Genomic DNA, 24,337 nt, shown 5'->3' on the forward strand with positions numbered 1-24,337 from the left:
CAGAACAATGGGGTTGGCTATGCGCATAGGCGCGCGTTTCATCGCGTTTGGAGTGGTGTTGGCGGTGATGGCCGCCGAGGTTCTTGCCGCGTCCGATGTGCGCAGCGTGCGTCTGTGGCGCGCGCCGGATAACACCCGGCTGGTCTTCGACCTGTCCGGTCCGGTGCAGCACAGCGTGTTTACCCTCAGCGCGCCCGACCGCATCGTCATCGACGTCAGTGGGGCCAAGCTGGCCACCCAGTTCGACCAACTGGCCCTGAGCAATACGCCGATCACCGGGGTGCGCTCGGCGCAGCGCGCGCCCGAGGACCTGCGCGTGGTGATCGATCTGTCGGCGCCGGTCACGCCGAAGAGCTTCACCCTGGCGCCCAATCAGCAGTATGGCCATCGCCTGGTGGTCGACCTGTTCGATCAGGACCCGGGCGCGCCGGCCATCGCCCCCGCTGCACCGGTCGCCACCGCGCCGCAAGCGCCTGCAGCCGCGCCGCAGACGCCGCCCAAGCTGACCCCCGTGGCTGGCGGCAAGCGCGATATCGTGGTGGCTGTCGATGCCGGTCATGGTGGTGAGGACCCGGGGGCGCTGTCGCCGGTCAAGGGCCAGTTCGAGAAACATGTGACCCTGGCAATCGCCAAGGAGCTGCAGCGGCAGATCAATGCCGAGAAGGGCTTTCGCGCCGAACTGGTGCGCACCGGCGACTATTTCATTCCGCTGCGCAAGCGTACCGAGATCGCCCGCAAGAAGGGCGCCGATCTGTTCGTCTCGATTCACGCCGATGCGGCGCCGCGTTCGGCCGCGTTCGGTGCGTCCGTGTATGCCCTGTCGGATCGTGGCGCAACCTCGGAAACCGCACGCTGGCTGGCCGACGCGGAGAACCAGTCGGACCTGATCGGTGGTGCCGGCAACGTCAGCCTGGACGACAAGGACCGCATGCTGGCCGGCGTGCTGCTGGACCTGTCGATGACCGCCTCCTTGTCCTCCAGTCTGAATGTCGGGCAGAAGGTGCTGAGCCACATGGGCCGGATCACCCCGTTGCACAAGCGCCGGGTCGAGCAGGCCGGCTTCATGGTGCTCAAGTCGCCGGACATCCCCTCGATCCTGGTCGAGACCGGCTTCATCTCCAATCCCAACGAGGCGCGCAAGCTGGCCAGTGCCAGCCATCAGCAGGCCTTGTCGCGCTCGATCGTCACCGGGGTCAAGCAGTTCTTCCAGCAGAACCCGCCGCCGGGTTCCTACCTGGCCTGGCTGCGTGACAACGGCAAGCTGGCCCTGGGGCCGCGTGAGCATGTGGTCAGCTCCGGCGAGAGCCTGGCCTTGATTGCCCAGCGCTACCAGGTCGCCCTGAGCGCGCTGCGCAGTGCCAATGCACTGCGTTCGGACCTGATCCAGGTCGGTCAGACGCTGCAGATTCCGACGACGGCGCTGGCGGTGCAGCCATGAGCGGCGCGTCGCGTATTCAGCTGCTCAGCCCGCGCCTGGCCAACCAGATCGCCGCCGGCGAGGTCGTCGAGCGGCCGGCCTCGGTGATCAAGGAGCTGCTGGAAAACAGCCTGGATTCCGGGGCTCGACGCATCGAGGTGGATGTCGAGCAGGGTGGGGTCAAGTTGCTGCGGGTGCGCGATGACGGCAGCGGCATACCGCCGGATGACCTGCCACTGGCGCTGGCGCGGCATGCCACCAGCAAGATTCGCGAGCTCGAAGACCTCGAGCAGGTGATAAGCCTGGGCTTTCGCGGCGAGGCCCTGGCCTCGATCAGTTCGGTCGCCCGCCTGACCCTGACGTCGCGCACCGCCGATGCCGAGCAGGCCTGGCAGGTGGAGACCGAAGGTCGCGAGATGCAGCCGCGGGTGCAGCCGGCGGCGCATCCGGTCGGTACCTCGGTGGAGGTGCGCGACCTGTTCTTCAACACCCCGGCACGGCGCAAGTTCCTCAAGGCCGAGAAGACCGAGTTCGATCACCTGCAGGAAGTCATCAAGCGCCTGGCCTTGGCCCGTTTCGACGTGGCCTTTCACCTGCGCCACAACGCCAAGACCATCCTCTCGTTGCACGAGGCGCGCGACGATGTCAGTCGCGCCCGGCGCGTCGCCTCGGTGTGCGGTCCGGCGTTTCTCGAGCAGGCGTTGCCGATCGAGATCGAGCGCAATGGCCTGCACCTGTGGGGCTGGGTCGGCCTGCCGACCTTCTCGCGCAGTCAGGCGGACCTGCAGTATTTCTACGTCAATGGGCGGATGGTGCGCGACAAGCTGGTGGCCCATGCGGTGCGCCAGGCCTACCGCGACGTGCTGTTCAACGGGCGCCATCCGACCTTCGTGCTGTTTCTCGAGATCGACCCGTCGGTGGTGGACGTCAACGTGCACCCGACCAAGCACGAGGTGCGCTTTCGCGACGGGCGCATGGTTCATGACTTCCTCTACGGCACCCTGCACCGGGCGCTGGGCGAAGTCAGGCCGGAGGATCAGCTGGCGGCGCCGGCTGCCGTGGCGGGCATGGTCCGGCCCAGCGGTCAGGCAGCCGGCGAATTCGGTCCGCAAGCTGAGATGGGCCTGGCGGCCGGGGGGCTCGAGCGTCCGCAGGGCGAGTCGCTCTGGCGTTCCCCGGGGGCCGGTTATCAGGGGCCGCGGCCGGAGCCGGCAATGCCGGCGGCCGAGGCGCAGGGCGCCTACCGCGAGTTCTTCGCACCGCTACAGGCGGCAGCAGTGCCGCCTGGGCTGCCCGAGGCGCAGGGCGACGTGCCGCCCCTCGGCTACGCCATTGCCCAGCTCAAGGGCATCTATATCCTGGCGGAGAACGTGCAGGGCCTGGTCGTGGTGGATATGCACGCGGCCCATGAGCGGATTACCTACGAGCGTCTCAAGGTGGCCATGGCCAGCGAGGGCTTGCGCGGTCAGCCCTTGCTGGTGCCCGAATCCATCGCCGTCAGTCAGCGTGAGGCCGATTGCGCCGAGGAGCATGCCGGCTGGTTTCAGCGCCTGGGCTTCGAGTTGCAGCGCCTGGGGCCCGAGAGTCTGGCGATCCGCCAGATTCCGGCGTTGCTCAAGCAGGCCGAGGCGACCCGGCTGGTCCAGGACGTGCTCGCCGATCTGCTCGAATATGGCACCAGTGACCGCATCCAGGCGCATCTCAATGAGATGCTCGGGACCATGGCCTGCCATGGTGCGGTGCGCGCCAACCGCCGCCTGAGCCTGCCGGAGATGAATGCCTTGTTGCGCGATATGGAGCACACCGAGCGCAGCGGCCAGTGCAACCACGGCCGGCCGACCTGGACGCAGTTGGGTATGGATGATTTGGACAAGCTGTTTCTGCGCGGTCGCTAGTCGAGCGGTTGCCAGCCCTTTTTAGAGACCTGTATGCATGTCTGAGCGCCTGCCGCCGGCAATTTTCCTGATGGGGCCGACGGCCGCGGGCAAGACCGACCTGGCCCTGGAGTTGGCCAGGGTGCTGCCCTGCGAGCTGATCAGTGTCGACTCGGCGCTGGTCTATCGTGGCATGGATATCGGTACCGCCAAGCCCGATCCGGCCACGCTCGCCGAGTTTCCCCATCGCCTGATCGATATCCGCGACCCGGCCGAAAGCTACTCGGCCGCCGAGTTTCGTGCCGATGCCCTGGCGGCCATGGCCGAGATCAGCGGACGCGGGCGCATTCCGCTGCTGGTTGGCGGCACCATGTTGTATTACAAAACGTTACTCGAGGGGCTGGCCGACATGCCGAGCGCCGACCCACGGCTGCGGGCCGAACTGGAGGCGCGAGGCCGGCTCGAGGGCTGGCCGGCGTTGCATCGGGAGCTGGCGGCGGTGGATCCCGAGTCGGCAGCGCGCATTCATCCCAATGATCCGCAGCGCCTGGTTCGGGCGCTGGAGGTTTTTCGGGTCAGCGGCTCGAGCATGTCCGAGCATCGTCGGCGTCAGGCAGCGCAACGTCTCGAATGGAATGGCTCGGCGCAGGGGCAATTCCCCTATACTGTCGCCCACTTGGCCATAGCGCCGGCGCAGCGTCAGGTGTTGCATCAGCGAATCGCACAACGATTTCAGTCGATGCTGGAACAGGGCTTCGTCGAAGAGGTCGAAGGCCTGCGCCAGAGAAGTGACTTGCATGCAGGGCTGCCGTCTATACGGGCGGTGGGATATCGTCAGGTGTGGGATTATCTCGAGGGCGATCTGAGCGAGGCGCAGATGCGCGAGCGCGGCATCATTGCCACGCGGCAACTGGCCAAGCGACAGTTCACCTGGTTGCGCAGCTGGACCGGTCTGCAGTGGCTGGACAGCCTGGAGCGCGACAATCTGCCGCGCGCCTTGAAATACCTGGCATCGGTCTCCATATTGGACTGAGACACTGCCGTTGGCCGTCTATCCTTGGGGGTGAAGCGGCTTCAAACTGTTTGTTGGCTTACTAAAACTATTACTTATTGATTTTCATAGGAGTGCGGCACATGTCAAAAGGGCATTCGCTACAAGACCCTTACCTGAACACCTTGCGTAAGGAACGCGTCCCGGTTTCCATTTATCTGGTCAATGGCATCAAGCTGCAGGGCCAGATCGAGTCCTTCGACCAGTTCGTGATTTTGCTGAAAAACACTGTCAGCCAGATGGTCTACAAACACGCCATTTCCACTGTGGTGCCGAGCCGTCCGGTGCGCCTGCCGAGCGCTTCCGAAGGCGAGCAGGCCGAGGTCGAGCCAGGTAACGCCTGATTTAGGAGGTCGCATTGTTCTTCGAGCGCCATGAGGGTGGAGAGCGGGCCATTCTGGTTCATCTGGACGGCCAAGATTCCGAGGCGCGCGAGGACCCGCAGGAGTTTCAGGAGCTGGCCCTTTCGGCCGGCGCCGATGCGGTGGACTTCCTCAATGTGCCTAGCGCCCGACTGACTGCCAAGTATCTGATTGGCAGCGGCAAGGTCGAGGAATTGCGCGACCGGGTCAAGGCCGTCGAGGCCGACCTGGTGATCTTCAACCACGTCCTCACGCCTAGCCAGGAGCGCAACCTGGAGCGTGTCTTCGAGTGCCGGGTGCTCGATCGCACCGGCTTAATCCTGGATATTTTCGCGCAGCGCGCCCGCACCCACGAGGGCAAGCTGCAGGTCGAGCTGGCGCAGCTGGATCATCTGAGCACGCGCCTGGTGCGTGGCTGGACTCACCTGGAGCGGCAGAAGGGCGGTATCGGTCTGCGCGGTCCGGGGGAGACCCAGCTGGAAACCGACCGTCGCCTGTTGCGGGTGCGCATTCGCCAGATCAAGCAGAAGCTGGAGAAGGTGCGCAGTCAGCGCGAGCAGGCGCGCCGTGGCCGCAAGCGCGCGGACATCCCCTCGGTTTCTCTGGTTGGCTACACCAATGCCGGCAAGTCGACCCTGTTCAACGCACTGACCTCCTCGCAGGTCTATGCTGCCAACCAGTTGTTCGCCACCCTCGACCCGACGCTGCGCCGACTGGAGCTCGATGATCTCGGGCCGGTCGTGTTGGCCGATACCGTGGGGTTCATCCGCCACCTGCCGCACAAGTTGGTCGAGGCGTTTCGCGCGACCCTCGAGGAATCGAGCAGCTCCGATCTGTTGTTGCATGTGATCGACTCGCATGAGCCAGAGCGCATGGAGCAGATCGAGCAGGTCATGGCCGTGCTGACCGAGATCGGTGCCCAGGAGTTGCCGATGCTGGAGGTCTACAACAAGATCGATCTGCTCGAGGGCGTCGAGCCGCAGATTCAGCGCGATGCCGACGGCAAGCCGCAGCGGGTATGGTTGTCGGCGCGTGATGGGCGAGGCTTGCCGCTGCTCAAGCAGGCAATTGCCGAGCTGTTGAGTGATGATCTGTTTGTCGGAACTCTGCTCCTGCCCCAGCGCCTGGCTCGCCTGCGCGCGCAGTTTTTCGCCTTGGGCGCGGTGCAGAGCGAGGGGCATGCCGAGGATGGCAGCAGCCTGTTGGCGGTACGCCTGCCGCGGGTTGAGCTCAATCGCCTGGTTAGCCGCGAAGGCATGCAGCCTGTGGAATTTATCGAGCAACACACTTTGCAATAAAGCCTGTGAAAGTGATTTTGCCGCTGATAGAGGGCATTCGGTAGCATTGGGCGGCGCGCCGTGGGCGCGTCTTTGCTTTATCAGTATGGAGAGCGCTATGGCTTGGAATGAGCCGGGTGGCAACTCGAATAATCAGGATCCCTGGGGCGGACGCCGTGGTGGCGACCGCAAGGGGCCGCCAGATCTCGACGAGGCCTTCCGCAAGCTGCAGGAGAGTCTGAATGGGCTCTTCGGCGGCGGAAAAAAACGCGGTGGTGACGACGGTCCGGGCAAGGGCAGTTTCGGCCTGCTGTTCATCGGTCTGGCGCTGCTGGCGGTCGTCTGGCTGTACAGCGCGATCTATGTGGTTGACGAGCAGGAGCAGGCAGTGGTGCTGCGCTTCGGCAAGTACTACGAGACAGTCGGGCCGGGCTTGAACATCTACTTCCCGCCGATCGATCGCAAGTTCCAGGAAAACGTCACGCGCGAGCGGGCCTACAGCAAGCAGGGGCAGATGCTCACCGAGGATGAGAACATCATCGAGGTGCCGCTGACGGTGCAGTACAAGATCGGCAACCTGCAGGACTTCGTGCTCAACGTCGATCAGCCAGAAGTCAGTCTGCAGCACGCGACCGACAGCGCCGTGCGTCATGTGGTTGGCTCCACCGAGATGGACCAGGTGCTGACCGAGGGGCGTGAGCTGATGGCCAGCGAGGTCAAGGAGCGCTTGCAGCGTTTCCTCGACACCTATCGCACCGGCATCAGCGTGACCCAGGTCAACCTGCAGAGTGCGGCGGCGCCACGCGAAGTGCAGGAAGCGTTCGACGATGTGATCCGTGCCCGTGAAGACGAACAGCGCGAGAAGAACCAGGCCGAGACCTATGCCAACGGCGTCGTGCCCGAGGCGCGTGGTCAGGCTCAGCGCCTGATCGAGGATGCCAGCGGTTATCGCGATGAGGTCATCTCCCGGGCGGAGGGTGAGGCGGATCGCTTCACCGCCCTGGTCGCGGAGTACCGCAAGGCGCCGGAGGTGACGCGCGAGCGGCTCTATCTGGACACCATCCAGGAGCTGATGAGCAATACCAGCAAGGTGCTGGTGACCGGTGACCAGGGGCAGAACAGCATGCTCTATCTGCCGCTGGACAAGATGCTCGACGGTCGCAGCAGCGCTGCGCCCAGTGCCATTTCCGGCGCTGGTGCGGCGAGTACTCTGGGAGCGCGCCTGAACAGCGATAGCCGCCAGCCTGAACTGCGTACAAGGGAGAGCCGTTGATGAGCAATAAATCGCTGGTCGCCCTGATCGTTGGCGTGGTGCTGGCGCTGGTGGCCTGGAACAGTTTCTATATAGTCGCGCAAACCGAGCGTGCGGTGCTGCTGCAGTTCGGTCGGATCGTCGAGCCCGACGTGCAGCCCGGGCTGCATGTGAAGATTCCCTACGTCAATCAGGTGCGCAAGTTCGATGGGCGGCTGCTGACGCTGGATGCCAGCAGTTCGCGCTTCCTGACTCTGGAGAAGAAGGCGTTGATGGTCGACGCCTTTGCCAAGTGGCGGGTGCTCGACGCCGAGCGTTACTACACCGCGACTTCCGGCGTGAAACAGATCGCCGACGAGCGCCTGGCGCGCCGCCTGGAGGCCTCGCTGCGCGACCAGTTCGGTAAGCGTACCCTGCACGAGTCGGTTTCCGGTGAGCGCGATGCCTTGATGGCGGATGTGACGGCATCGTTGAACCGGGCTGCTCAGCAAGAGTTGGGCATCGAGGTGGTCGACGTGCGGGTCAAGGGCATCGACCTGCCGAAAGAGGTCAACCGCAGCGTGTTCGATCGCATGGGCTCGGAACGTGAGCGGGAGGCCCGCGAGCACCGTGCCAAGGGCAAGGAGCTGGCCGAAGGGATTCGTGCCGATGCCGATCGCCAGCGCCGCGTGTTGCTGGCCGATGCCTATCGTCAGGCCGAAGAACTGCGTGGTGAGGGGGATGCCAAGGCGGCGGCGATCTATGCCAAGGCCTATGGTCAGGATCAGGAGTTCTATTCCTTCTACCGCAGCCTGAGGGCCTACCGCGAGAGTTTCGCGGACAAGCGCGACGTGCTGGTGCTGGATCCGAGCAGCGACTTCTTCCGTTACCTGGAGAAGTCCAAGCCGTAAGCGAGCTGCCCCGGTCGGCGTCGATCGTCCGCCGGGGTGACCGTTCGGGAAAACGTGGTATGATGCGGCAGCCGGGAAAATCCCGGCTTTTTTGCGTCTGTGGGAATCATGTGGCAGGAACTGGGCATCGCGTTCTGTCTTGTATTGGTGCTGGAAGGCGTCCTGCCCTTCCTCTGTCCGCGCTCCTGGCGTCGGGCGGTCGCGCAACTGTTACAGCTGTCGGATCATCGACTGCGTCTGATGGGGCTGGCCAGCATGCTGCTGGGAACAGCGCTCCTTTATCTGCTTCACTAAAGGCTTGTGCCGCCCGGTTCAAGAGGGGAATGGCGAAATGGCAACGGTAGACCGCTGGCTGCTGCCAGATGGCATCGAAGAAGTACTGCCGCCGCAAGCGGCGCGCATCGAAGTGGCGCGTCGCCAGGTGCTGGATCTGTTCCAGCGTTGGGGCTATGAATTCGTGGTGACGCCGCATATCGAATATCTGGAATCGCTGCTGACCGGTGCCGGGCGCGATCTCGATCTGCGCACGTTCAAGGTGACCGATCCGCTGTCCGGGCGGCAGATGGGCTTTCGAGCCGATATCACGCCGCAGGTCGCGCGCATCGATGCGCATACCCTGCGCCGCGCGGGGCCGAACCGCCTGTGCTACGCCGGTAGTGTGGTCCACGCCCAGCCGCGGGCGCTGACCACCTCGCGCAGTCCGATTCAGCTCGGCGCCGAACTCTATGGCGATGCCAGTCCGGCCAGTGATGTGGAAGTGATCAGTCTGCTGGTGGAGACCCTCGAGTTGGCGCTGGTGCCGGATGTGCACCTGGATCTCGGGCATGTGGGCATCTACCGCGGCCTGGCCCGTGCGGCCGGTCTCTCCGGTGAGGTCGAGCAGCAGTTGTTCGATGCGCTGCAGCGCAAGGCAATGGATGAAATCGCCGAGCTGACCGAGGCCCTGCCGGTTTCGCCGGGCAGAATGTTGCGCGCGCTGGCCGAGCTCTGTGGCGGGCGTGAGGTCCTCGACCTGGCGCAGGCCTGTCTGGTCGAGGCGCCGGATGAAGTGCATGCCGCGCTGGACGAGCTGATGGCCATCGCCGATGCGCTGAGCTTGCGTTATCCAGAGTTGCCGCTGTACTTCGATCTTGGCGAGCTGCGCGGGTACCACTATCACACCGGTGTGGTGTTCGCGGCCTTCGTGCCGGGAGTCGGCCAGTCTATCGCCCAAGGGGGTCGTTATGACGACATCGGCGCCGACTTCGGGCGGGCACGTCCGGCCACCGGCTTCTCCACCGATCTGAAGACGCTGGTTGGTCTGGGGCAGATGCAGTTGGGTGATTGCCCGGCGGGTATTTGGGCGCCGGACAACCATGACATGGCTCTGTGGCGAGTCGTGCAGCAGCTGCGCGCAGAAGGGGCGCGAGTGGTCCAGGCCTTGCCTGGTCAGGCGCTGAGCGAGGCGCCCGAGGCAGGCTGTGATCGCCAGCTGTTGTTCAGTGACGGTCGCTGGCAGGTGGCGCCGTTGGCGCCCTGAGTGGGCCTCCTAATTTGTTTCCGCCGGCTGCGGCCGGTATCAAGCTTGCGCGAAGAGGACAAGTGTTATGGGTAAGAATGTCGTAGTCCTGGGGACCCAGTGGGGCGATGAGGGCAAAGGCAAGATCGTCGACCTGCTGACCGAACAGGCTGCAGCCGTCGTGCGTTACCAGGGCGGCCACAACGCCGGTCACACCTTGGTGATCGACGGCGAGAAGACCGTTCTTCACCTGATCCCCTCGGGCATCCTGCGCGAGAACGTCCAGTGCCTGATCGGCAATGGTGTGGTGGTAGCCCCCGATGCGCTGATGCGCGAAATCGTCAAACTAGAAGGCAAGGGGGTGCCGGTGCGTGAGCGTCTGCGCATCAGCCCGTCCTGCCCGCTGATCCTGTCCTACCATGTCGCCCTGGATCAGGCGCGTGAGAAGGCGCGCGGTGATGCGAAGATCGGCACCACCGGGCGCGGCATCGGTCCGGCCTACGAGGACAAGGTGGCGCGCCGCGGTCTGCGCATCGGTGATCTGTTCCACCGCGAGCGCTTCGCTGCCAAGCTGGGCGAGTTGCTCGATTATCACAACTTCGTGCTGCAGAATTTCTACAAAGAGCCGGCCATCGACTTCCAGAAGACCCTGGATGAGTGCATGGAGTACGCCGAGCTGCTCAAGCCGATGATGACCGACGTCACCGCGGTGCTGCACGACATGCGCCGCGAGTCCAAGGACATCATGTTCGAGGGGGCCCAGGGATCGTTGCTGGATATCGATCACGGCACCTACCCCTACGTCACCAGTTCCAACACCACGGCCGGCGGCATCGCCACCGGTTCGGGATTCGGGCCCATGTACCTGGATTACATCCTGGGCATTACCAAGGCCTACACCACCCGTGTCGGCTCCGGTCCGTTCCCCACCGAGCTGTTCGATGAAACCGGTGCATTCCTGGCCAAGCGCGGCCATGAGTTCGGCTCCACCACCGGCCGGGCGCGCCGCTGTGGCTGGTTCGATGCGGTGATCCTGCGCCGGGCCATCGAGATCAACAGCATTTCTGGCCTGTGCCTGACCAAGCTGGACGTGCTCGATGGTCTGCAGAGCATCCGGATCTGTGTCGGCTACAAGGATCAGAATGGCGAAGTGCTGGTGGATGCGCCTACCGACGCAGACAGCTACCTGGGCTTGCAGCCGGTCTACGAAGAGATGCCGGGCTGGAGCGAGTCGACCCTGGGCGCCAAGAGCCTGGACGAGTTGCCGGCCAATGCGCGCGCGTACATCAAGCGGGTCGAGGAGTTGGTTGGTGCGCCGATCGACATCATCTCCACCGGTCCGGATCGCAACGAGACCATCGTGCTGCGTCATCCGTTTGCCTGATAGATTGTGAGCGGATCGATAGGGGTCGCCATGGGCGGCCCTTTTCGTTTTTTGCGCCGGCCGATATTCGGGCTCAATAAACCGGCCAAGCCGCCGCTATAACTCTTAAGTTCAAGCCTTAGAGGTGTTCACCTGTGTCCGCGATCCTCTCGTTGTTGCGTAGTCGCTTGCTGCGCCCGGTTTTCTTGGCGCTGGGTGTTGCCTTGCTGGTCCAAGTGGTGGTGGCCGTGGTGCTGACGCGCAGTACCGTGGGGGCCCTTGAGGCCGAGCTCGCCGGACAGCTGGGTGTGGACACCCAGCGTCTGGCGGGGGAGTTGGAGCAGGCGGGTCGCGAGGTGGTATCCGATCTCGACGAGCTGTCCGCGCGCACCCAGGAAAAGCTGGTGGCTGGCCTCTCGGTGCACCTCAAGGAGGAGCACGCGCAGGCGCGAGTAGCATTGGAGCGCAGCCTCAAGGAGTCGGCCGAGGATATGGCGCAGCTGCTCGCTTCGGTGGCGCCCAAAGCGATGTGGGATAACGATGGTCCGGCGCTGTCGGAGTTCGCGCGGCGTGCACAGCGCAATCCCAATGTGCTGTTCGTCGTCTATGACGACGCGAAAGGCCAGCATTTGACGCGTTATTTGAATCGGGGGAATCCGCTGATCACCGCGCTGCTGGAGAAGGGGAAGGGCAGGCGGGCCCTGGATAAGTTGCTGGATGCCGCCCGGCATGACAGTTCGGTATTTTTCGTGGAGGCTCCCATCAGTCCCAATGGGATTGAAATCGGCAAGGTCCTGATGGGGGTGTCGACGGCGGCAATCGAAACTGAGAGTGCGGCGCTGGACAAGCGTTTCGGCGAGCTGATCGCCAGTGCCGGTCAGCTCGTGGCCGGGAGTCTCGGTGGTGCGGCGGCCGACAGTTCCAAGGCCTTGACCACGCGCCTGCAGACCGCGCGTGGCGTGGCGCTGGACATGTCCAAGAACACCCAGGGCGCGGTGCGTGGCGCTGCCGATGCGCTGCGCTGGCGGATCGGCTCGAGCCTGATCGTGGTTGGCTTGGGCGTGCTGCTGGTCTTGGCCGTGGTGCTGGGGCGTCGGGTCGTGAGCAAGCTGCACCTGTTGATTGCGGCGCTCAATGACCTGGCGGCCGGCGAGGGCGATCTGACCCGGCGTATCGAGGTCAACAGTCGTGACGAGATCGGCGATATGGCGGCGGCGGTCAACCGTTTCCTGACCAAGTTGCAGCCAATCGTCCGGGAGGCAGGCGAGGTGGCGGTGCGCACCGGTCAGGAGATCGCCAGTCTGGCGTCACGCAGTGCCTTGGCGGAATCGGCGGCCGAGCGCCAGCGCGACGAGGTGGCGGGCAGCTTGCAGGCGCTGGCGCAAATGGCCGGCGAGGCCGAGGGCGAGAGCCAGTCGATGCAGGAAGCCCAGCGGCGGGTGGCGGCCATTCGTCAGTCGACCCTGGAGAATGCGGCCATCGCCGCCCGGGTTGGCGGCGCGATCGAGGAGTTGGTGTCACGCGTGGAGACGGGTGCGGCGGTGATCGAGCGGCTCGCCAAGCAGAGCGAGCAGATAGAGGTGGTGCTGACGGTTATCCATGGCATCGCCGAGCAGACCAACCTGCTGGCGTTGAATGCGGCCATCGAGGCGGCTCGGGCGGGGGAGAGTGGTCGTGGTTTTGCCGTGGTGGCCGATGAGGTGAGGGCGCTGGCAAGCAAAACGCAGCAGTCTACCGGCGATATTCAGGCGCATATCGGTGCGCTGCAGAAGGGGGCCCGCGAGGCGGTCGGTGCGATCTCGCAAGCCGGGCGGCAGGCTGACGAGGGGTTGGCGGCATTGCGCGAGAGTGATCGCGTGCAGCAGTCGGTGCAGGTGGCGGTGGAGGAGGTGCATGGCGCCATCAATGCCGCTACTCAGGCGGCGGCTCACCAGGCGCAAGGGGCCGATGCGGTACGCGGTCGGGTCGAGATCATCCATGCGGAGGCTCAGCGCGCAGCCGAGGCGGTGGCGGCGACGGCGGCCAGCGGTCGGGTGCTGGACGACTTGGCCGCTCAGCTGAAGAGCAGTCTCGGCCAGTTCCGCGTATAGCGGGGCATGAGGTGCCTGGCGGATGGGTCCGCCAGGTGCTTTGCGCGGTCGGCGGAACGGCAGGCAATAAAAAACCGAGCACTTGGCTCGGTTTTTTGAATTGGTGCCCAGGAGAAGACTCGAACTTCCACGACCGTAAGGTCACCAGCACCTGAAGCTGGCGTGTCTACCAATTTCACCACCTGGGCTTGCACGATGACGCTGCACCGCACTGCAGTGATTGCGGAGCACTGCCTCCGTTGTCGCTCAAGCCGAGCTGACCGCTCGACTCGTTGAATTTGGTGCCCAGGAGAAGACTCGAACTTCCACGGCCGTAAGGCCACCAGCACCTGAAGCTGGCGTGTCTACCAATTTCACCACCTGGGCACAGAAACCGATGATTGCTCACCCGCTTCATGTTACAACGTCTGCTCGACGCTGTGGGCGCGAACTATACGGGCGGTCATTTGCCTTGTAAAGCCCCGTTGGCAACAAATTTTATTCTGCATGCCGGGCTGACCCGGGCACCAGTTTCGCGCTTCAATAGGCACATGGCAAACCGACTGTATATGAACAAGGTGAACTCTCTCTAATGGCCGATTGGCAATCCCTCGATCCCGAGGCCGCTCGTGAAGCGGAAAAATATGATAACCCCATCCCCAGCCGCGAGCTGATCCTGCAGCACCTCAGTGACCGCGGCTCGCCGGCGAGTCGAGAACAATTGCTTGATGAGCTCGGGCTTGCCGGTGAGGAGCAGGCCGAAGCGCTGCGCCGCCGGCTGCGGGCGATGGAGCGCGATGGTCAGTTGATCTATACCCGTCGCGGTACCTATGCGCCGGTGGACAAGCTGGATCTGGTGCTTGGCCGTATCAGTGGCCATCGCGACGGCTTCGGCTTCCTGATTCCCGATGACGGCAGCGATGACCTGTTCCTCAGCCCCGCGCAGATGCGCCTGGTATTCGACGGCGACCGCGCCCTGGCGCGTGTGTCCGGTCTGGACCGCCGCGGTCGGCGCGAAGGGGCGATCGTCGAAGTGATCTCCCGGGCCCACGAGACCATCGTCGGGCGTTACTACGAAGAGAGCGGCATCGGCTTTGTGGTCGCCGACAATCCGAAGATCCAGCAGGAGGTACTGGTTACCCCGGGGCGCAATGCCGGCGCCAAGCAGGGCCAGTTTGTCGAGGTGAAAATCACCCATTGGCCGACCCCGCGCTTCCAGCCGCAGGGCGATGTGCTCGAGGTGGTGGGCAACTACATGGCACCGGGCATGGAAATCGACGTGGCGCTGCGCAGCTACGACATTCCCCATGTCTGGCCCGAGGCAGTGGTCAAGGAGGCGCACAAGCTCAAGCCGGAGGTCGAGGAGAAGGACAAGGACAAGCGCATCGATCTGCGCCATCTGCCTTTCGTCACCATCGACGGCGAAGATGCCCGTGACTTCGACGACGCGGTCTACTGCGAGAAGGGCGGTGGTAGCTGGCGGCTGTTTTCCGGTGGCTGGAAACTCTACGTGGCCATTGCCGACGTCTCGCACTACGTCAAAATCGGCTCGGCTCTGGATGCCGAGGCTCAGGTGCGTGGCAACTCGGTGTACTTCCCTGAGCGGGTGATTCCGATGCTGCCGGAGGAACTGTCCAACGGATTGTGCTCGCTCAATCCCAAGGTCGATCGCCTGGCCATGGTCTGCGAGATCAGCATCTCGAAGGCCGGCAAGATGACCGATTACCAGTTTTACGAGGCGGTGATCCATTCGCATGCACGACTGACCTACAACAAGGTCAGCGCCATGCTTGAACAGCCCAAGAGTTCCGAGGGCAAGGCGTTGCGTGGCGAGTACGGCGACGTGCTGCCCCACCTCAAGCAGCTGTACGCCTTGTATCAGGTGCTGTTGGCGGCTCGTCACGAGCGCGGCGCCATCGATTTCGAGACCCAGGAAACGCGGATTGTCTTTGGTGCCGGGCGCAAGATCGCCGAGATCCGGCCAACCGAGCGCAACGACGCGCATAAGCTGATCGAGGAGTGCATGCTGGCGGCCAACGTGGCCACTGCGGCGTTCATGCAGAAGCATGAGATCCCGGCACTCTACCGTGTGCACGACGGTCCGCCGCCCGAGCGGGTGGAGAAACTCAAGGCGTTCCTCACGGAGCTGGGGCTGTCGCTGCATCGTGGCAAGTCCAAGGAGGGGCCGACGCCCAAGGACTATCAGGCCTTGCTGGAAAGCATTCGCGATCGCCCGGACTATCACCTCATTCAGACCGTCATGCTGCGTTCGCTCAGTCAGGCGGTGTACAGCGCGGACAACCAGGGGCACTTTGGCCTGAACTACGAAGCCTATGCTCACTTCACCTCGCCGATTCGTCGCTACCCGGATCTGCTGATCCACCGTGCGATCCGCAGCGTGATCCGCTCCAAGCTCGACACTCCGCACGTCAAGCGTGCCGGGGCTGCCAGCATGCCCAAGGCGCGCATCTATCCCTACGATGAGCCGACCCTGGAGCAGTTGGGTGAGCAGTGCTCGATGTCCGAGCGGCGTGCCGATGAGGCCACCCGCGATGTGGTGAACTGGCTGAAATGCGAGTTCATGAAGGACCGGGTCGGCGAAACCTTCCCCGGTGTGATCACCGCGGTGACCGGTTTCGGCCTGTTCATCGAGCTGACCGACATCTACGTCGAGGGCCTGGTGCACGTCACCGCCTTGCCGGCCGACTACTATCATTTCGATCCGGTTCATCACCGCCTCGCCGGCGAGCGCAGCGGTCGTAGCTTCCGTCTGGGCGACAGCGTCGAAGTCAAGGTCATGCGTGTCGACCTGGATGAGCGCAAGATCGACTTCGAAATGGTCCAGGGCGCCAGTCAGGAGCCGGCCGCCCCGCGGCGCGGCGGTTTCGAGTCCGCCGCCAGTCGCAGCGGTCGTCGCAGTGAGCGCCCCGCCGCCGGCAACACCGATGTGGCGAAGAGCCGTGAGCTGAAGAAGGCGCTGCTAAGCGAGTCCAAGGGCAAGGCCGGCAAGGGGCGCACAAGCAAGGCCGGGGCCGCGGTGCCGGCGGAAAAGGCGGCGAAGCCCAGCAAGCATCGCAAGGGGCCGCCCAAGTCGAATGGTTCGCGCAAGCCTAAGGCGAAGTCATGAATCAGTTGGAGAAGATCTACGGCGTGCATGCCGTAGAAGCCTTGCTGCGTCATCACCCCAAGCGGGTCAAGCAGGTCTGGCTGGCCGAGGGGCGCAGTGATCCGCGGGTGCAGCCGTTGCTGGCGTTGGCTGCAGAGGCGCGGGTGGCGGTCGGCCAGTGTGAGCGGCGCGAAATGGACGCCTGGGTCGAGGGTGTGCATCAGGGCGTGGTCGCCGAAGTCAGCCCGAGCCAGGTATGGGGCGAGGCGATGCTCGAGGAGCTGCTCGACCGCAGCGAGGGCGCGCCTTTGTTGCTGGTGCTTGATGGGGTGACCGACCCGCATAACCTCGGCGCCTGCCTGCGCACCGCCGATGCCGCCGGTGCCTTGGCCGTGATAGTGCCGAAGGACAAGTCCGCCACCCTCAATGCCACCGTGCGCAAGGTGGCCTGTGGCGCCGCCGAGGTGATCCCGCTGGTGGCGGTGACCAACCTGGCACGCTGCCTCGAGAAGCTGCAGCAGCGAGGCTTGTGGATCGTTGGTACGGCCGGCGAGGCCGAGCAGGAGCTGTATCAGCAGGACCTGACCGGGCCGACGGTGCTGGTCATGGGGGCCGAAGGCAAGGGCATGCGGCGCCTGACTCGCGAGCACTGCGATTACCTGGTCAAGCTGCCGATGGCAGGCAGCGTCAGCAGCCTGAATGTGTCCGTGGCGACCGGGGTCTGCCTGTTCGAGGCCCTGCGCCAGCGTCGTGCGCACAGGTTGCAGGCGTCCAGCCGCAAATCGTGAGTCTTCGCGGCCCCGTTCGCGGGCCGCGAATCATCAGTCTCTGCGCGTCGGGCTCAGGCTGTTCAAATAATCACCAGCCCGCCTTGCGTCTGGCTGGGGGCTTCTCTAGAATGGCGCCCCTTGCCGTGACGGCAGGCGCGTTCGCGCCCTTCTGTTTCAGCAAGACCAACAGTGTCATTCACTCCTTGCCTGACCGCGCCATGTGGCAGGCTACAACCCGTAAGGAGCATTTATGCGTCATTACGAAATCATCTTTCTGGTTCACCCGGACCAGAGCGAGCAAGTCGGCGGCATGGTCGAGCGCTACACCAAGCTGATCGAAGAAGACGGCGGCAAGATTCACCGCCTGGAAGACTGGGGCCGTCGTCAGCTGGCTTACGCCATCAACAACGTCCACAAAGCCCACTACGTGATGCTCAACGTAGAGTGCACCGGCAAAGCCCTGGCTGAGCTGGAAGACAACTTCCGCTACAACGATGCCGTGATCCGTAACCTGGTCATCCGTCGCGATGAAGCCGTTACCGAACAGTCTGAAATGCTCAAGGCTGAGGAAAACCGTAGCGAGCGCCGCGAGCGTCGTGACCGTCCTGAAAGCACTGATTCCGCCGATGGCGATGACAGTGACAGCAGCGACAGCAGCGACAACGCTGACGAGTAATCCACGGATCTATTGAGGAGCCAATCCCATGGCACGTTTCTTCCGTCGTCGTAAATTCTGCCGTTTCACCGCAGAGAACGTGAAAGAGATCGATTTCAAAGATCTCAACACCCTGAAAGCCTACATCTCGGAAACCGGCAAGATCGTTCCTAGCCGTATCACCGGTACCAAGGCTCGTTATCAGCGTCAGCTGGCTACCGCTATCAAGCGCGCCCGCTTCCTGGCCCTGCTGCCCTACACCGACAGCCACGGCCGCTGAGACAGGGTGCTCGACAAGTAGTAAGGGATAAAACGCATGCGCGCCTTGGCTGAATTCATCATGCGCGGCCGCATGCAGGCCACCCTCGTGGTGGTCGGTTCTGCGGCTTTGCCGCTGCTGTTCTGGTTAAGTGCTGCCGCCGGATGCCTGGTGCTCCTGCGGCGCGGTTTGAGTGATGCCGTTGGCATCCTCGCCTGGGCCCTGCTGCCGGCGATTGGCTGGTGGTATTTCGGTGAGCCGCGCACCCTGATGGTGCTGCTCGGTGCACTGGGGCTGGCGTCGCTATTGCGCGCCAGCCAGTCCTGGAATCGTGTGCTGCTCTGCAGCGTGGCAGTGGGCCTGGTGTACGGGCTGGTCTTGGGTGCGGTGTTCCGCGAGCCCATCGAGATGATGGCGGGCGAGTTGCAAAAACTCCTGCCGCAGATGCTCGATGGGGTCCACCAACAGATGTCGGTGGATGAGCGAGCGCGCCTGGATAGCCTGATTGCACCGGTGCTGACCGGTTTGTTGGCGGCCTTGTTGCAGATCGTCAGCCTGCTCAGCCTGATTCTCGGGCGTTTTTGGCAGGCGTTGTTGTACAACCCGGGTGGTTTCGGGCGCGAGTTTCGTGCCCTGCGACTGCCGCTGGCGCCGGCGATATTGCTGCTGGTCGGCATGCTGTTGGGACCCAATCTGGGGCCGCAAATGGCGATGTTGACCCCGCTGTGCAGCGTGCCGCTGGCATTTGCCGGCCTGGCCCTGATTCATGGGCTGGTGGCGCAAGGGCGACTGGCCAAGTTCTGGCTGGTCGGGCTGTACATCACGCTGCTGTTGTTCATGCAGCTGACTTATCCGTTACTGGTGGTCTTGGCCATCGTCGACAGTCTGTTTGATTTTCGTGGTCGCCTGGTGCGCAAGAATGGCCCGGGCTCCGCGGACGGTGAAGGTTAAAAGTTAAGAGGTTATTACCAAATGGAACTGATCCTGCTGGAAAAAATCGCCAATCTGGGCAACCTGGGCGACAAAGTGAATGTTAAGGCTGGTTACGGCCGTAACTTCCTGCTGCCGCAAGGCAAGGCCACCGCTGCTACCGCTGCCAACGTTGCCGCGTTCGAAGCGCGTCGTGCCGAGCTGGAAAAACTGGCTGCCGAGAAGAAGGCATCTGCCGAATCCCGTGCTGCCCAACTGGCCGAGCTGGAAGTCACCATCACCGCGACCGCGGGCGATGAAGGCAAACTGTTCGGTTCGATCGGTACCCACGACATCGCCGACGCCCTGACCGCCTCCGGCGTGGAAGTGGCCAAGGCCGAAGTGCGCCTGCCGAACGGCACCATTCGCCAGGTTGGCGAATACGACGTGGCCGTGCACCTGCACAGCGACGTTGAAGCGACCGTCCGGGTCGTTGTGGTCGCCGCCTAAGCGAACCGCCGAAGTGGTCTTGCACTCCGGTGCGAGGCTGCTGACAATCGGGCACGTCATCGCGCAAGCGGTGCCGTGCCCTTTGTTTTTCCATCGTCGAATTTTTTCCCAGAGCCTATGAACGACATCAGCATTCCCGAGCAGTACGACCTGCAAACTTCCGCCCTGAAGGTGCCGCCGCACTCGATCGAGGCCGAGCAGGCGGTCCTGGGGGGGCTGATGCTCGACAACAATGCCTGGGAACGCGTGCTGGATCAGGTCTCCGACGGCGATTTCTACCGCCACGACCATCGCCTGATCTTCCGCGCCATCTTCAAACTGGCCGAACGCAACCACCCGTTCGACGTGGTGACCCTGTCCGAGCAGCTGGACAAGGAGGGCCAGCTGTCGCAGGTGGGCGGTCTGGCGTACCTGGGCGAGTTGGCCAAGAACACCCCGTCGGTGGCCAACATCAAGGCCTACGCGCAGATCATCCGCGAACGCGCCACCCTGCGTCAGCTGATCGGCATCAGCAGCGAGATCGCCGACAGCGCCTATGCCCCCGAGGGGCGTACCGGCGAGGAGATTCTCGACGAGGCCGAGCGGCTGATCTTCCAGATTGCCGAGGCGCGGCCGAAAACCGGCGGCCCGGTCGGCATCAACGACATTCTGGTCAAGGCCATCGACCGCATCGACACCCTGTTCAACGCCGGCGATGCGATCACCGGCCTGTCGACCGGGTTCACCGACCTGGATGACCTGACCAGCGGCTTGCAGCCGGCCGACATGATCATCGTCGCCGGACGTCCGTCGATGGGTAAGACCACCTTCGCCATGAACCTGGTGGAGAACGCCCTGATGCGCAGCGACAAGGCGATCCTGGTCTATTCGCTGGAGATGCCCTCCGAATCCATCGTCATTCGTATGCTCGCCTCGCTTGGCCGGATCGACCAGACCAAGGTCCGTGCCGGTCGTCTGGACGATGATGATTGGCCGCGCCTGACCTCGGCGGTCAACCTGCTCAACGACCGCAAGCTGTTCATCGACGATACCGCCGGCATCAGCCCGTCGGAGATGCGCGCGCGTACCCGGCGCCTGGCCCGTGAACACGGCGAGATCGGCCTGATCATGGTCGACTACCTGCAGCTGATGCAGATTCCCGGTTCCAGCGGCGACAGCCGGGTCAACGAGATTTCCGAGATATCCCGCTCGCTGAAGGCCCTGGCCAAGGAGTTCAACTGCCCGGTGATCGCCCTGTCGCAGCTCAACCGTGGCCTCGAACAACGGCCGAACAAACGCCCGATCAACTCCGACTTGCGTGAGTCCGGGGCGATCGAGCAGGACGCCGACATCATCATGTTCGTCTACCGCGACGAGGTCTATCACCCGGAAACCGAGTACAAGGGCGTGGCCGAGATCATCATCGGCAAGCAGCGTAACGGTCCGCTCGGTACCGCGCGCCTGGCCTTCCTCGGCAAGTACTCGCGCTTCGAGAACCTGGCGCCGGGCAGCTATCAGTTCGACGACGAGTAAGCGGCGCAGGCGCGCCGGAGTTCAGGCCTTGTAGCGCGGGGCGAGCGCCGCGTTGCCCAGGTACGGGGCCAGGTAGTCCTCCAGGCGCTGGCCGGCCGTGGTCTCGAAGTGTTCCTCGGTATCGTTCAGGCTCTGCACCCGGTCGATGCGAAAGTTGCGAAAGTCATTGCGCAATTCACACCAGCTGCACAGGGTCCAGGTCTGCCCCCAGAAGAACAGGCCCAGCGGCCAGATAAGGCGCTGGCTGGCCTGGTCGTTTTGGTCGCGATAGCCGAGCTGCAGTTTGCGCCGCTGGCGGATTGCTTGGCGCAGCTGGGCGAGCCAGTGCACGGGGTAGCTGTTTACTTCGGGGGCAAACAGCTGGTTGCGGTTGAGTTCGTCGCGCAGACTGTTGGGCAGGACGCCGTGGATCTTCGCCAGCGCCGATTCGGCGGCCCGCTGCAGCTGTGGGTCGGCCCAGGCGTTGACCATCCGCGCGCCGATCAGCAAGGCCTCGATCTCCTCGCGCTCGAACATCAGCGGCGGCAGGTCCATCGGCTGGCGCAGCACATAGCCGACACCGGCCTCGCCTTCCAGCGGTACGCCGGAAAGCGAGAGATCCTGGATGTCGCGGTAGATGGTGCGCACCGACACCTGCAGGCGCTCGGCCAACCACCGGGCGGTGGTCAGGCGACGGCTGCGCAGGAACTGCACGATCTGGAATAGTCGGTCGGCGCGTCTCATGCTCCCTCTTGGCGATCTGGGTGGCCGGCTCAGGACATGCTGTGCAGGCCCACCTCATTTCCTTCGCTGTCTTTTATCACAGCGATGAAGCCGTGAGGCGCGATGGACATCTTGCCCTGGATGATCACGCCGCCAGCTGCCGGTACCCGGTTCACCACGGCATCCAGTTGTCCCTCGACATTCAGGTAGACCCGGGTGCCGCCGACGCCGCTTTGCTGCTCGGCCGAGTCGCTCAGGCAGCCGCCCACCCCGCTCTCGGGGGCGTGGGGAAACAGCGCCCTGCGCCCGTCCATGCCCTCCATCACCTCCAGCGGTTTGGCCAGGGCTCGCTCATAGAAGCCACGGGCGCGTTCGAAATCGCCGACGAACAGTTCGAACCAGTTGATCGCATTCATTTTCTCTCTCCTTGAAGTGGGGGTCTGGCAGCAGGACTGGCGGCCACAAGCGCCGCCTTTCGTTGTGCCGGGGGCCACTCTAGGACAGGGCTACTGACAGCCTCCTGTCAGTAGCCCGCGCAGGACTTTGCTGCTGGACGGTGCGGCGGCCCGTTGGCTGCCCCCTGATGCGGCAGGCAGGGCCGCGCGGGGTGCGGGCTGTGCGCCTTGTTGCGTCTTTAACTCCATATATTTCAATCGCTTGAGTGTGTGCCTCAAGTGCTGGCGCAGAGCTTGCTAGAGCTCGTCCAACACAACGACTGCGCCAACGGCGGTGCAGGGTTGACAGACAAAGACGTCGTGACCGGTACAAGCGCTAGTGCTTGTGCGCCGGCCGCGGCGTTTTTTTTCGGCTCAACCCGGTGCTCGCCTGGACAGGCGGTGGGCGCAGGAGGATGCAGATGCTGCTCGATCGTGCCACCGTCGTTGTACCACCGCTCGCCTCTTCGACCGAGGCGGCACAGCCGCTTGCCGAGGCTCCACTGGTCATCGTCGGTGCCGGCCCGGTCGGCGTGCGCTGCGCCCAGGAACTGCTGCGCCGCGGCTTTCCCGGGCGGATTCTGCTGTTCGGCGACGAGCCCTGGGTGCCCTATGACCGGGTTCGCCTGAGTGCGCTGCTGGCCGGCGAGATTCGCCTGGACGCCATCGCCACTCCCCTTGCCGACGACGGTCGATTGATCAGCCATCTGGGTTGCCGCATCAGCCGAATAGATCCGGCCTCGAACTATCTGGAGGACAGTCAGGGCAGGGGCTTTTGCTATTCGCGGCTGATCCTCGCCACCGGTTCGCGGGCGCACGTTCCCGAGGTGGGTGGCGCCAGGTTGCCCGGGGTGTTTGTCTTTCGCGACTTGGGCGATACCGCCGCCTTGCTCGCGCGCACCGCGCGCAGCCGGCACTGCGTGGTGGTCGGCGGCGGCCTGCTCGGCCTGGAGGCGGCCCGCGCGCTGCAGCGTGGCCACACCCGGGTGACTCTGGTGCACCAGGCGCCGCGGTTGATGAATCGACAGCTGGACGCGCCTGGCGCCGAAGTGCTGCTGCGCCAGGTGCGCGCGCTGGGCGTCGAGGTGTTGCTGGGCGCCGGCCTCGGCGCCGTGCTGGGCGACGAGCGGGTCACCGGCGTGCGCCTGCGTGACGGTCGCGAGTTGAACTGCGATACGGTGCTGCTCGCCACCGGCATCAGGCCCAACATCGACCTGGCCCTGGCGGCGCAGTTGCGGGTGGGCCAGGGCATCGTGGTGGACGATGAGCTGTGCACCTCGCAGGCCAACATCCATGCGATCGGCGAGTGCGCCGAGCACCGCGGCCTGACCTATGGCCTGGTGGCACCGGGGTTCGAGCAGGCCGCGGTCTTGGCCGCGCGCCTGACCGGCGAGCAGGCCCTGTACCGCGGCTCGCTGCAGGCGACCCAGCTCAAGGTGGCCGGCTTGCCGGTGTTCAGTGCGGGCGAGGCAGTCGAACCGCTTGGGCGCATTCGCCAGCGAGAAATACAGTTCTCCGATCCTCAGCGGGGTGCCTACCGCAAGCTGCTGGTCCACCGTGGTCGCCTGCGCGGCGCCCTGGCGGTAGGCGAATGCGCAGAAAGCCTGCGCTGGCTGGATGCCTTGCAGCACGGTCGACGGATTACCCCCTGGATGCTCTGGCGCTTTCGCCGCGAGGGACGGCTGTGGCCGGCGGCCAGCGAGCAGGTTGCGGCGTGGCCGACCAGTACGACGGTGTGCCAGTGCATGGACGTCAGTCGCGGTCAGCTCAGCGCCTGTATCGCCGCCGGCGCCGCCGATCTGGCCGCGCTGGGCCGGCAATCGGGCGCGGGTACCGTCTGCGGCGGCTGCAAACCCCTGTTGCACAACCTGCTTGGGAGCGCGGCCCGGCGCCAGCCCGAGCGTGCTGCCGCAGGGTTGATCGCGGGCGCTGGGCTGGCTCTGCTCGCGATTCTGCTGATGGCGATGCTGCCGGCCTTCGCCGCACCGACCTCGGTCTTGCAGGCCGGGCTTAGCTGGCTCTGGCAGGACGGTTTCTGGCGCCAGCTCAGCGGCTTCTCGCTGCTCGGCCTGGCCCTGCTCGGCTTGTTGATGTCGCTGCGCAAGCGCCTGCCGAGGCTGCCGCTGGGCGCCTTCGCCCTGTGGCGCGTGCTGCATGTGCTGCTTGGCGCGGCGAGCCTGGGGCTGCTGGCACTGCACACCGGGTTGGACGGCGGGCAGAACCTCAATCGCTGGCTGCTCGTCGACTTCCTGTTGCTGGTGGCGCTTGGCGCGCTGGCCGCACTGCTGCTTGCCATCGAACATCGCCTGCCCGCGGCGCTGGCCCGGCACGGCCGGCGCGGGCTGCTGTGGGCACACATTCTTGCGGTCTGGCCGTGGCCGGCGTTGCTCGCCGTGCATGTGCTCTCGGTTTATTACTTCTAAGGGC

The 24,337-nt window shown here is 64.4% G+C and carries 21 protein-coding genes, 2 tRNA genes and 1 pseudogene; 20 read left to right on the forward strand and 4 right to left on the reverse strand.

Features of this window, described 5'->3' with window-relative positions:
• Nucleotides 1–7: 7 nt before the first annotated feature.
• From AB5S05_RS05415 to AB5S05_RS22105, 12 genes and pseudogenes are all read left to right on the forward strand, one after another.
• A complete protein-coding gene (locus tag AB5S05_RS05415; RefSeq protein WP_438943544.1) occupies nucleotides 8–1,438 on the forward strand; it encodes an N-acetylmuramoyl-L-alanine amidase in 1,431 nt (476 codons plus the stop codon).
• Nucleotides 1,435–3,312, forward strand: coding sequence for a DNA mismatch repair endonuclease MutL (gene mutL / locus AB5S05_RS05420; RefSeq protein ID WP_369286474.1), 1,878 nt, complete (start codon nucleotides 1,435–1,437; stop codon nucleotides 3,310–3,312). The genes AB5S05_RS05415 and mutL overlap by 4 nt, the downstream gene beginning before the upstream one ends.
• A 37-nt stretch (nucleotides 3,313–3,349) precedes the next feature.
• The gene (gene miaA / locus AB5S05_RS05425) at nucleotides 3,350–4,324 is read left to right on the forward strand and encodes a tRNA (adenosine(37)-N6)-dimethylallyltransferase MiaA (protein ID WP_369286475.1); all 975 of its coding nucleotides are present in this window, start codon (nucleotides 3,350–3,352) and stop codon (nucleotides 4,322–4,324) included.
• 101 nt (nucleotides 4,325–4,425) lie between these two features.
• Nucleotides 4,426–4,686 carry an RNA chaperone Hfq gene (gene hfq / locus AB5S05_RS05430; protein WP_369286476.1) on the forward strand — a complete coding sequence of 87 codons (261 nt, stop codon included), beginning with the start codon at nucleotides 4,426–4,428 and terminating at the stop codon, nucleotides 4,684–4,686.
• Nucleotides 4,687–4,700: 14 nt separating this feature from the next.
• Complete coding sequence (gene hflX / locus AB5S05_RS05435; protein WP_369286477.1) at nucleotides 4,701–6,002, forward strand: ribosome rescue GTPase HflX; 1,302 nt, start codon at nucleotides 4,701–4,703, stop codon at nucleotides 6,000–6,002.
• 97 nt (nucleotides 6,003–6,099) lie between these two features.
• On the forward strand, nucleotides 6,100–7,254 hold the full coding sequence (gene hflK, locus AB5S05_RS05440; RefSeq protein WP_369286478.1) for an FtsH protease activity modulator HflK: 1,155 nt from the start codon (nucleotides 6,100–6,102) through the stop codon (nucleotides 7,252–7,254).
• Nucleotides 7,254–8,123: a protease modulator HflC gene (gene hflC, locus AB5S05_RS05445; protein ID WP_369286479.1), complete on the forward strand. Its 870-nt coding sequence runs from the start codon at nucleotides 7,254–7,256 to the stop codon at nucleotides 8,121–8,123. The genes hflK and hflC overlap by 1 nt, the downstream gene beginning before the upstream one ends.
• A gap of 108 nt (nucleotides 8,124–8,231) precedes the next feature.
• The gene (locus AB5S05_RS05450; protein WP_369286480.1) at nucleotides 8,232–8,417 is read left to right on the forward strand and encodes a DUF2065 domain-containing protein; all 186 of its coding nucleotides are present in this window, start codon (nucleotides 8,232–8,234) and stop codon (nucleotides 8,415–8,417) included.
• A 37-nt stretch (nucleotides 8,418–8,454) separates the two neighbouring features.
• Nucleotides 8,455–9,642 carry an ATP phosphoribosyltransferase regulatory subunit gene (locus AB5S05_RS05455; RefSeq protein ID WP_369286481.1) on the forward strand — a complete coding sequence of 396 codons (1,188 nt, stop codon included), beginning with the start codon at nucleotides 8,455–8,457 and terminating at the stop codon, nucleotides 9,640–9,642.
• A gap of 67 nt (nucleotides 9,643–9,709) precedes the next feature.
• Complete coding sequence (locus tag AB5S05_RS05460) at nucleotides 9,710–11,005, forward strand: adenylosuccinate synthase (protein WP_369286482.1); 1,296 nt, start codon at nucleotides 9,710–9,712, stop codon at nucleotides 11,003–11,005.
• Between the two features lie 950 nt (nucleotides 11,006–11,955).
• Nucleotides 11,956–12,216, forward strand: a pseudogene (locus AB5S05_RS22100) (HAMP domain-containing protein); the annotation flags it as partial.
• Nucleotides 12,190–13,074, forward strand: a complete 885-nt coding sequence (locus AB5S05_RS22105) for a methyl-accepting chemotaxis protein (protein WP_438943549.1) — start codon at nucleotides 12,190–12,192, stop codon at nucleotides 13,072–13,074. The pseudogene AB5S05_RS22100 and the gene AB5S05_RS22105, both read left to right, overlap by 27 nt.
• A gap of 101 nt (nucleotides 13,075–13,175) precedes the next feature.
• Here AB5S05_RS22105 and AB5S05_RS05470 read toward each other — a convergent pair.
• Together AB5S05_RS05470 and AB5S05_RS05475 are read right to left on the reverse strand one after the other, a co-directional pair.
• Nucleotides 13,176–13,262 (reverse strand) — tRNA-Leu (locus tag AB5S05_RS05470).
• A gap of 91 nt (nucleotides 13,263–13,353) precedes the next feature.
• Nucleotides 13,354–13,440 (reverse strand) — tRNA-Leu (locus AB5S05_RS05475).
• 205 nt (nucleotides 13,441–13,645) lie between these two features.
• On the opposite strand from AB5S05_RS05475, the gene rnr reads away from it, so the two are divergent.
• The 7 genes from rnr (at nucleotide 13,646) to dnaB (ending at nucleotide 20,774) form a co-directional block, all read left to right on the forward strand.
• Entirely contained in the window at nucleotides 13,646–16,180 is a 2,535-nt protein-coding gene (gene rnr, locus AB5S05_RS05480; protein ID WP_369286484.1) for a ribonuclease R, read from the forward strand.
• The gene (gene rlmB / locus AB5S05_RS05485; protein ID WP_369286485.1) at nucleotides 16,177–16,947 is read left to right on the forward strand and encodes a 23S rRNA (guanosine(2251)-2'-O)-methyltransferase RlmB; all 771 of its coding nucleotides are present in this window, start codon (nucleotides 16,177–16,179) and stop codon (nucleotides 16,945–16,947) included. Before rnr ends, rlmB begins: the two co-directional genes overlap by 4 nt.
• A gap of 232 nt (nucleotides 16,948–17,179) precedes the next feature.
• Nucleotides 17,180–17,605 (forward strand): 30S ribosomal protein S6, encoded by a 426-nt coding sequence (rpsF, locus tag AB5S05_RS05490; RefSeq protein WP_369286486.1) that lies wholly within the window; start codon nucleotides 17,180–17,182, stop codon nucleotides 17,603–17,605.
• A gap of 28 nt (nucleotides 17,606–17,633) precedes the next feature.
• Nucleotides 17,634–17,864: a 30S ribosomal protein S18 gene (rpsR, locus tag AB5S05_RS05495; RefSeq protein ID WP_213639508.1), complete on the forward strand. Its 231-nt coding sequence runs from the start codon at nucleotides 17,634–17,636 to the stop codon at nucleotides 17,862–17,864.
• Between the two features lie 36 nt (nucleotides 17,865–17,900).
• The gene (locus tag AB5S05_RS05500) at nucleotides 17,901–18,794 is read left to right on the forward strand and encodes a YybS family protein (RefSeq protein WP_369286487.1); all 894 of its coding nucleotides are present in this window, start codon (nucleotides 17,901–17,903) and stop codon (nucleotides 18,792–18,794) included.
• 21 nt (nucleotides 18,795–18,815) lie between these two features.
• On the forward strand, nucleotides 18,816–19,262 hold the full coding sequence (gene rplI, locus AB5S05_RS05505; RefSeq protein WP_369286488.1) for a 50S ribosomal protein L9: 447 nt from the start codon (nucleotides 18,816–18,818) through the stop codon (nucleotides 19,260–19,262).
• 117 nt (nucleotides 19,263–19,379) lie between these two features.
• On the forward strand, nucleotides 19,380–20,774 hold the full coding sequence (gene dnaB, locus AB5S05_RS05510; RefSeq protein WP_369286489.1) for a replicative DNA helicase: 1,395 nt from the start codon (nucleotides 19,380–19,382) through the stop codon (nucleotides 20,772–20,774).
• 21 nt (nucleotides 20,775–20,795) lie between these two features.
• On the opposite strand, the gene AB5S05_RS05515 is transcribed toward dnaB, so the two are convergent.
• The gene (locus AB5S05_RS05515) at nucleotides 20,796–21,497 is read right to left on the reverse strand and encodes a helix-turn-helix transcriptional regulator (protein WP_369286490.1); all 702 of its coding nucleotides are present in this window, start codon (nucleotides 21,495–21,497) and stop codon (nucleotides 20,796–20,798) included.
• Nucleotides 21,498–21,526: 29 nt separating this feature from the next.
• A complete protein-coding gene (locus tag AB5S05_RS05520) occupies nucleotides 21,527–21,892 on the reverse strand; it encodes a VOC family protein (protein WP_369286491.1) in 366 nt (121 codons plus the stop codon).
• Nucleotides 21,893–22,332: 440 nt separating this feature from the next.
• Between AB5S05_RS05520 and AB5S05_RS05525 the strand changes: the two genes are divergently transcribed.
• On the forward strand, nucleotides 22,333–24,333 hold the full coding sequence (locus tag AB5S05_RS05525) for an FAD-dependent oxidoreductase (RefSeq protein ID WP_369286492.1): 2,001 nt from the start codon (nucleotides 22,333–22,335) through the stop codon (nucleotides 24,331–24,333).
• Nucleotides 24,334–24,337 lie beyond the last annotated feature (4 nt).

The sequence above is a fragment of the Pseudomonas zhanjiangensis genome, assembly GCF_041027545.1.
GTDB classification, from domain to species: domain Bacteria; phylum Pseudomonadota; class Gammaproteobacteria; order Pseudomonadales; family Pseudomonadaceae; genus Aquipseudomonas; species Aquipseudomonas zhanjiangensis.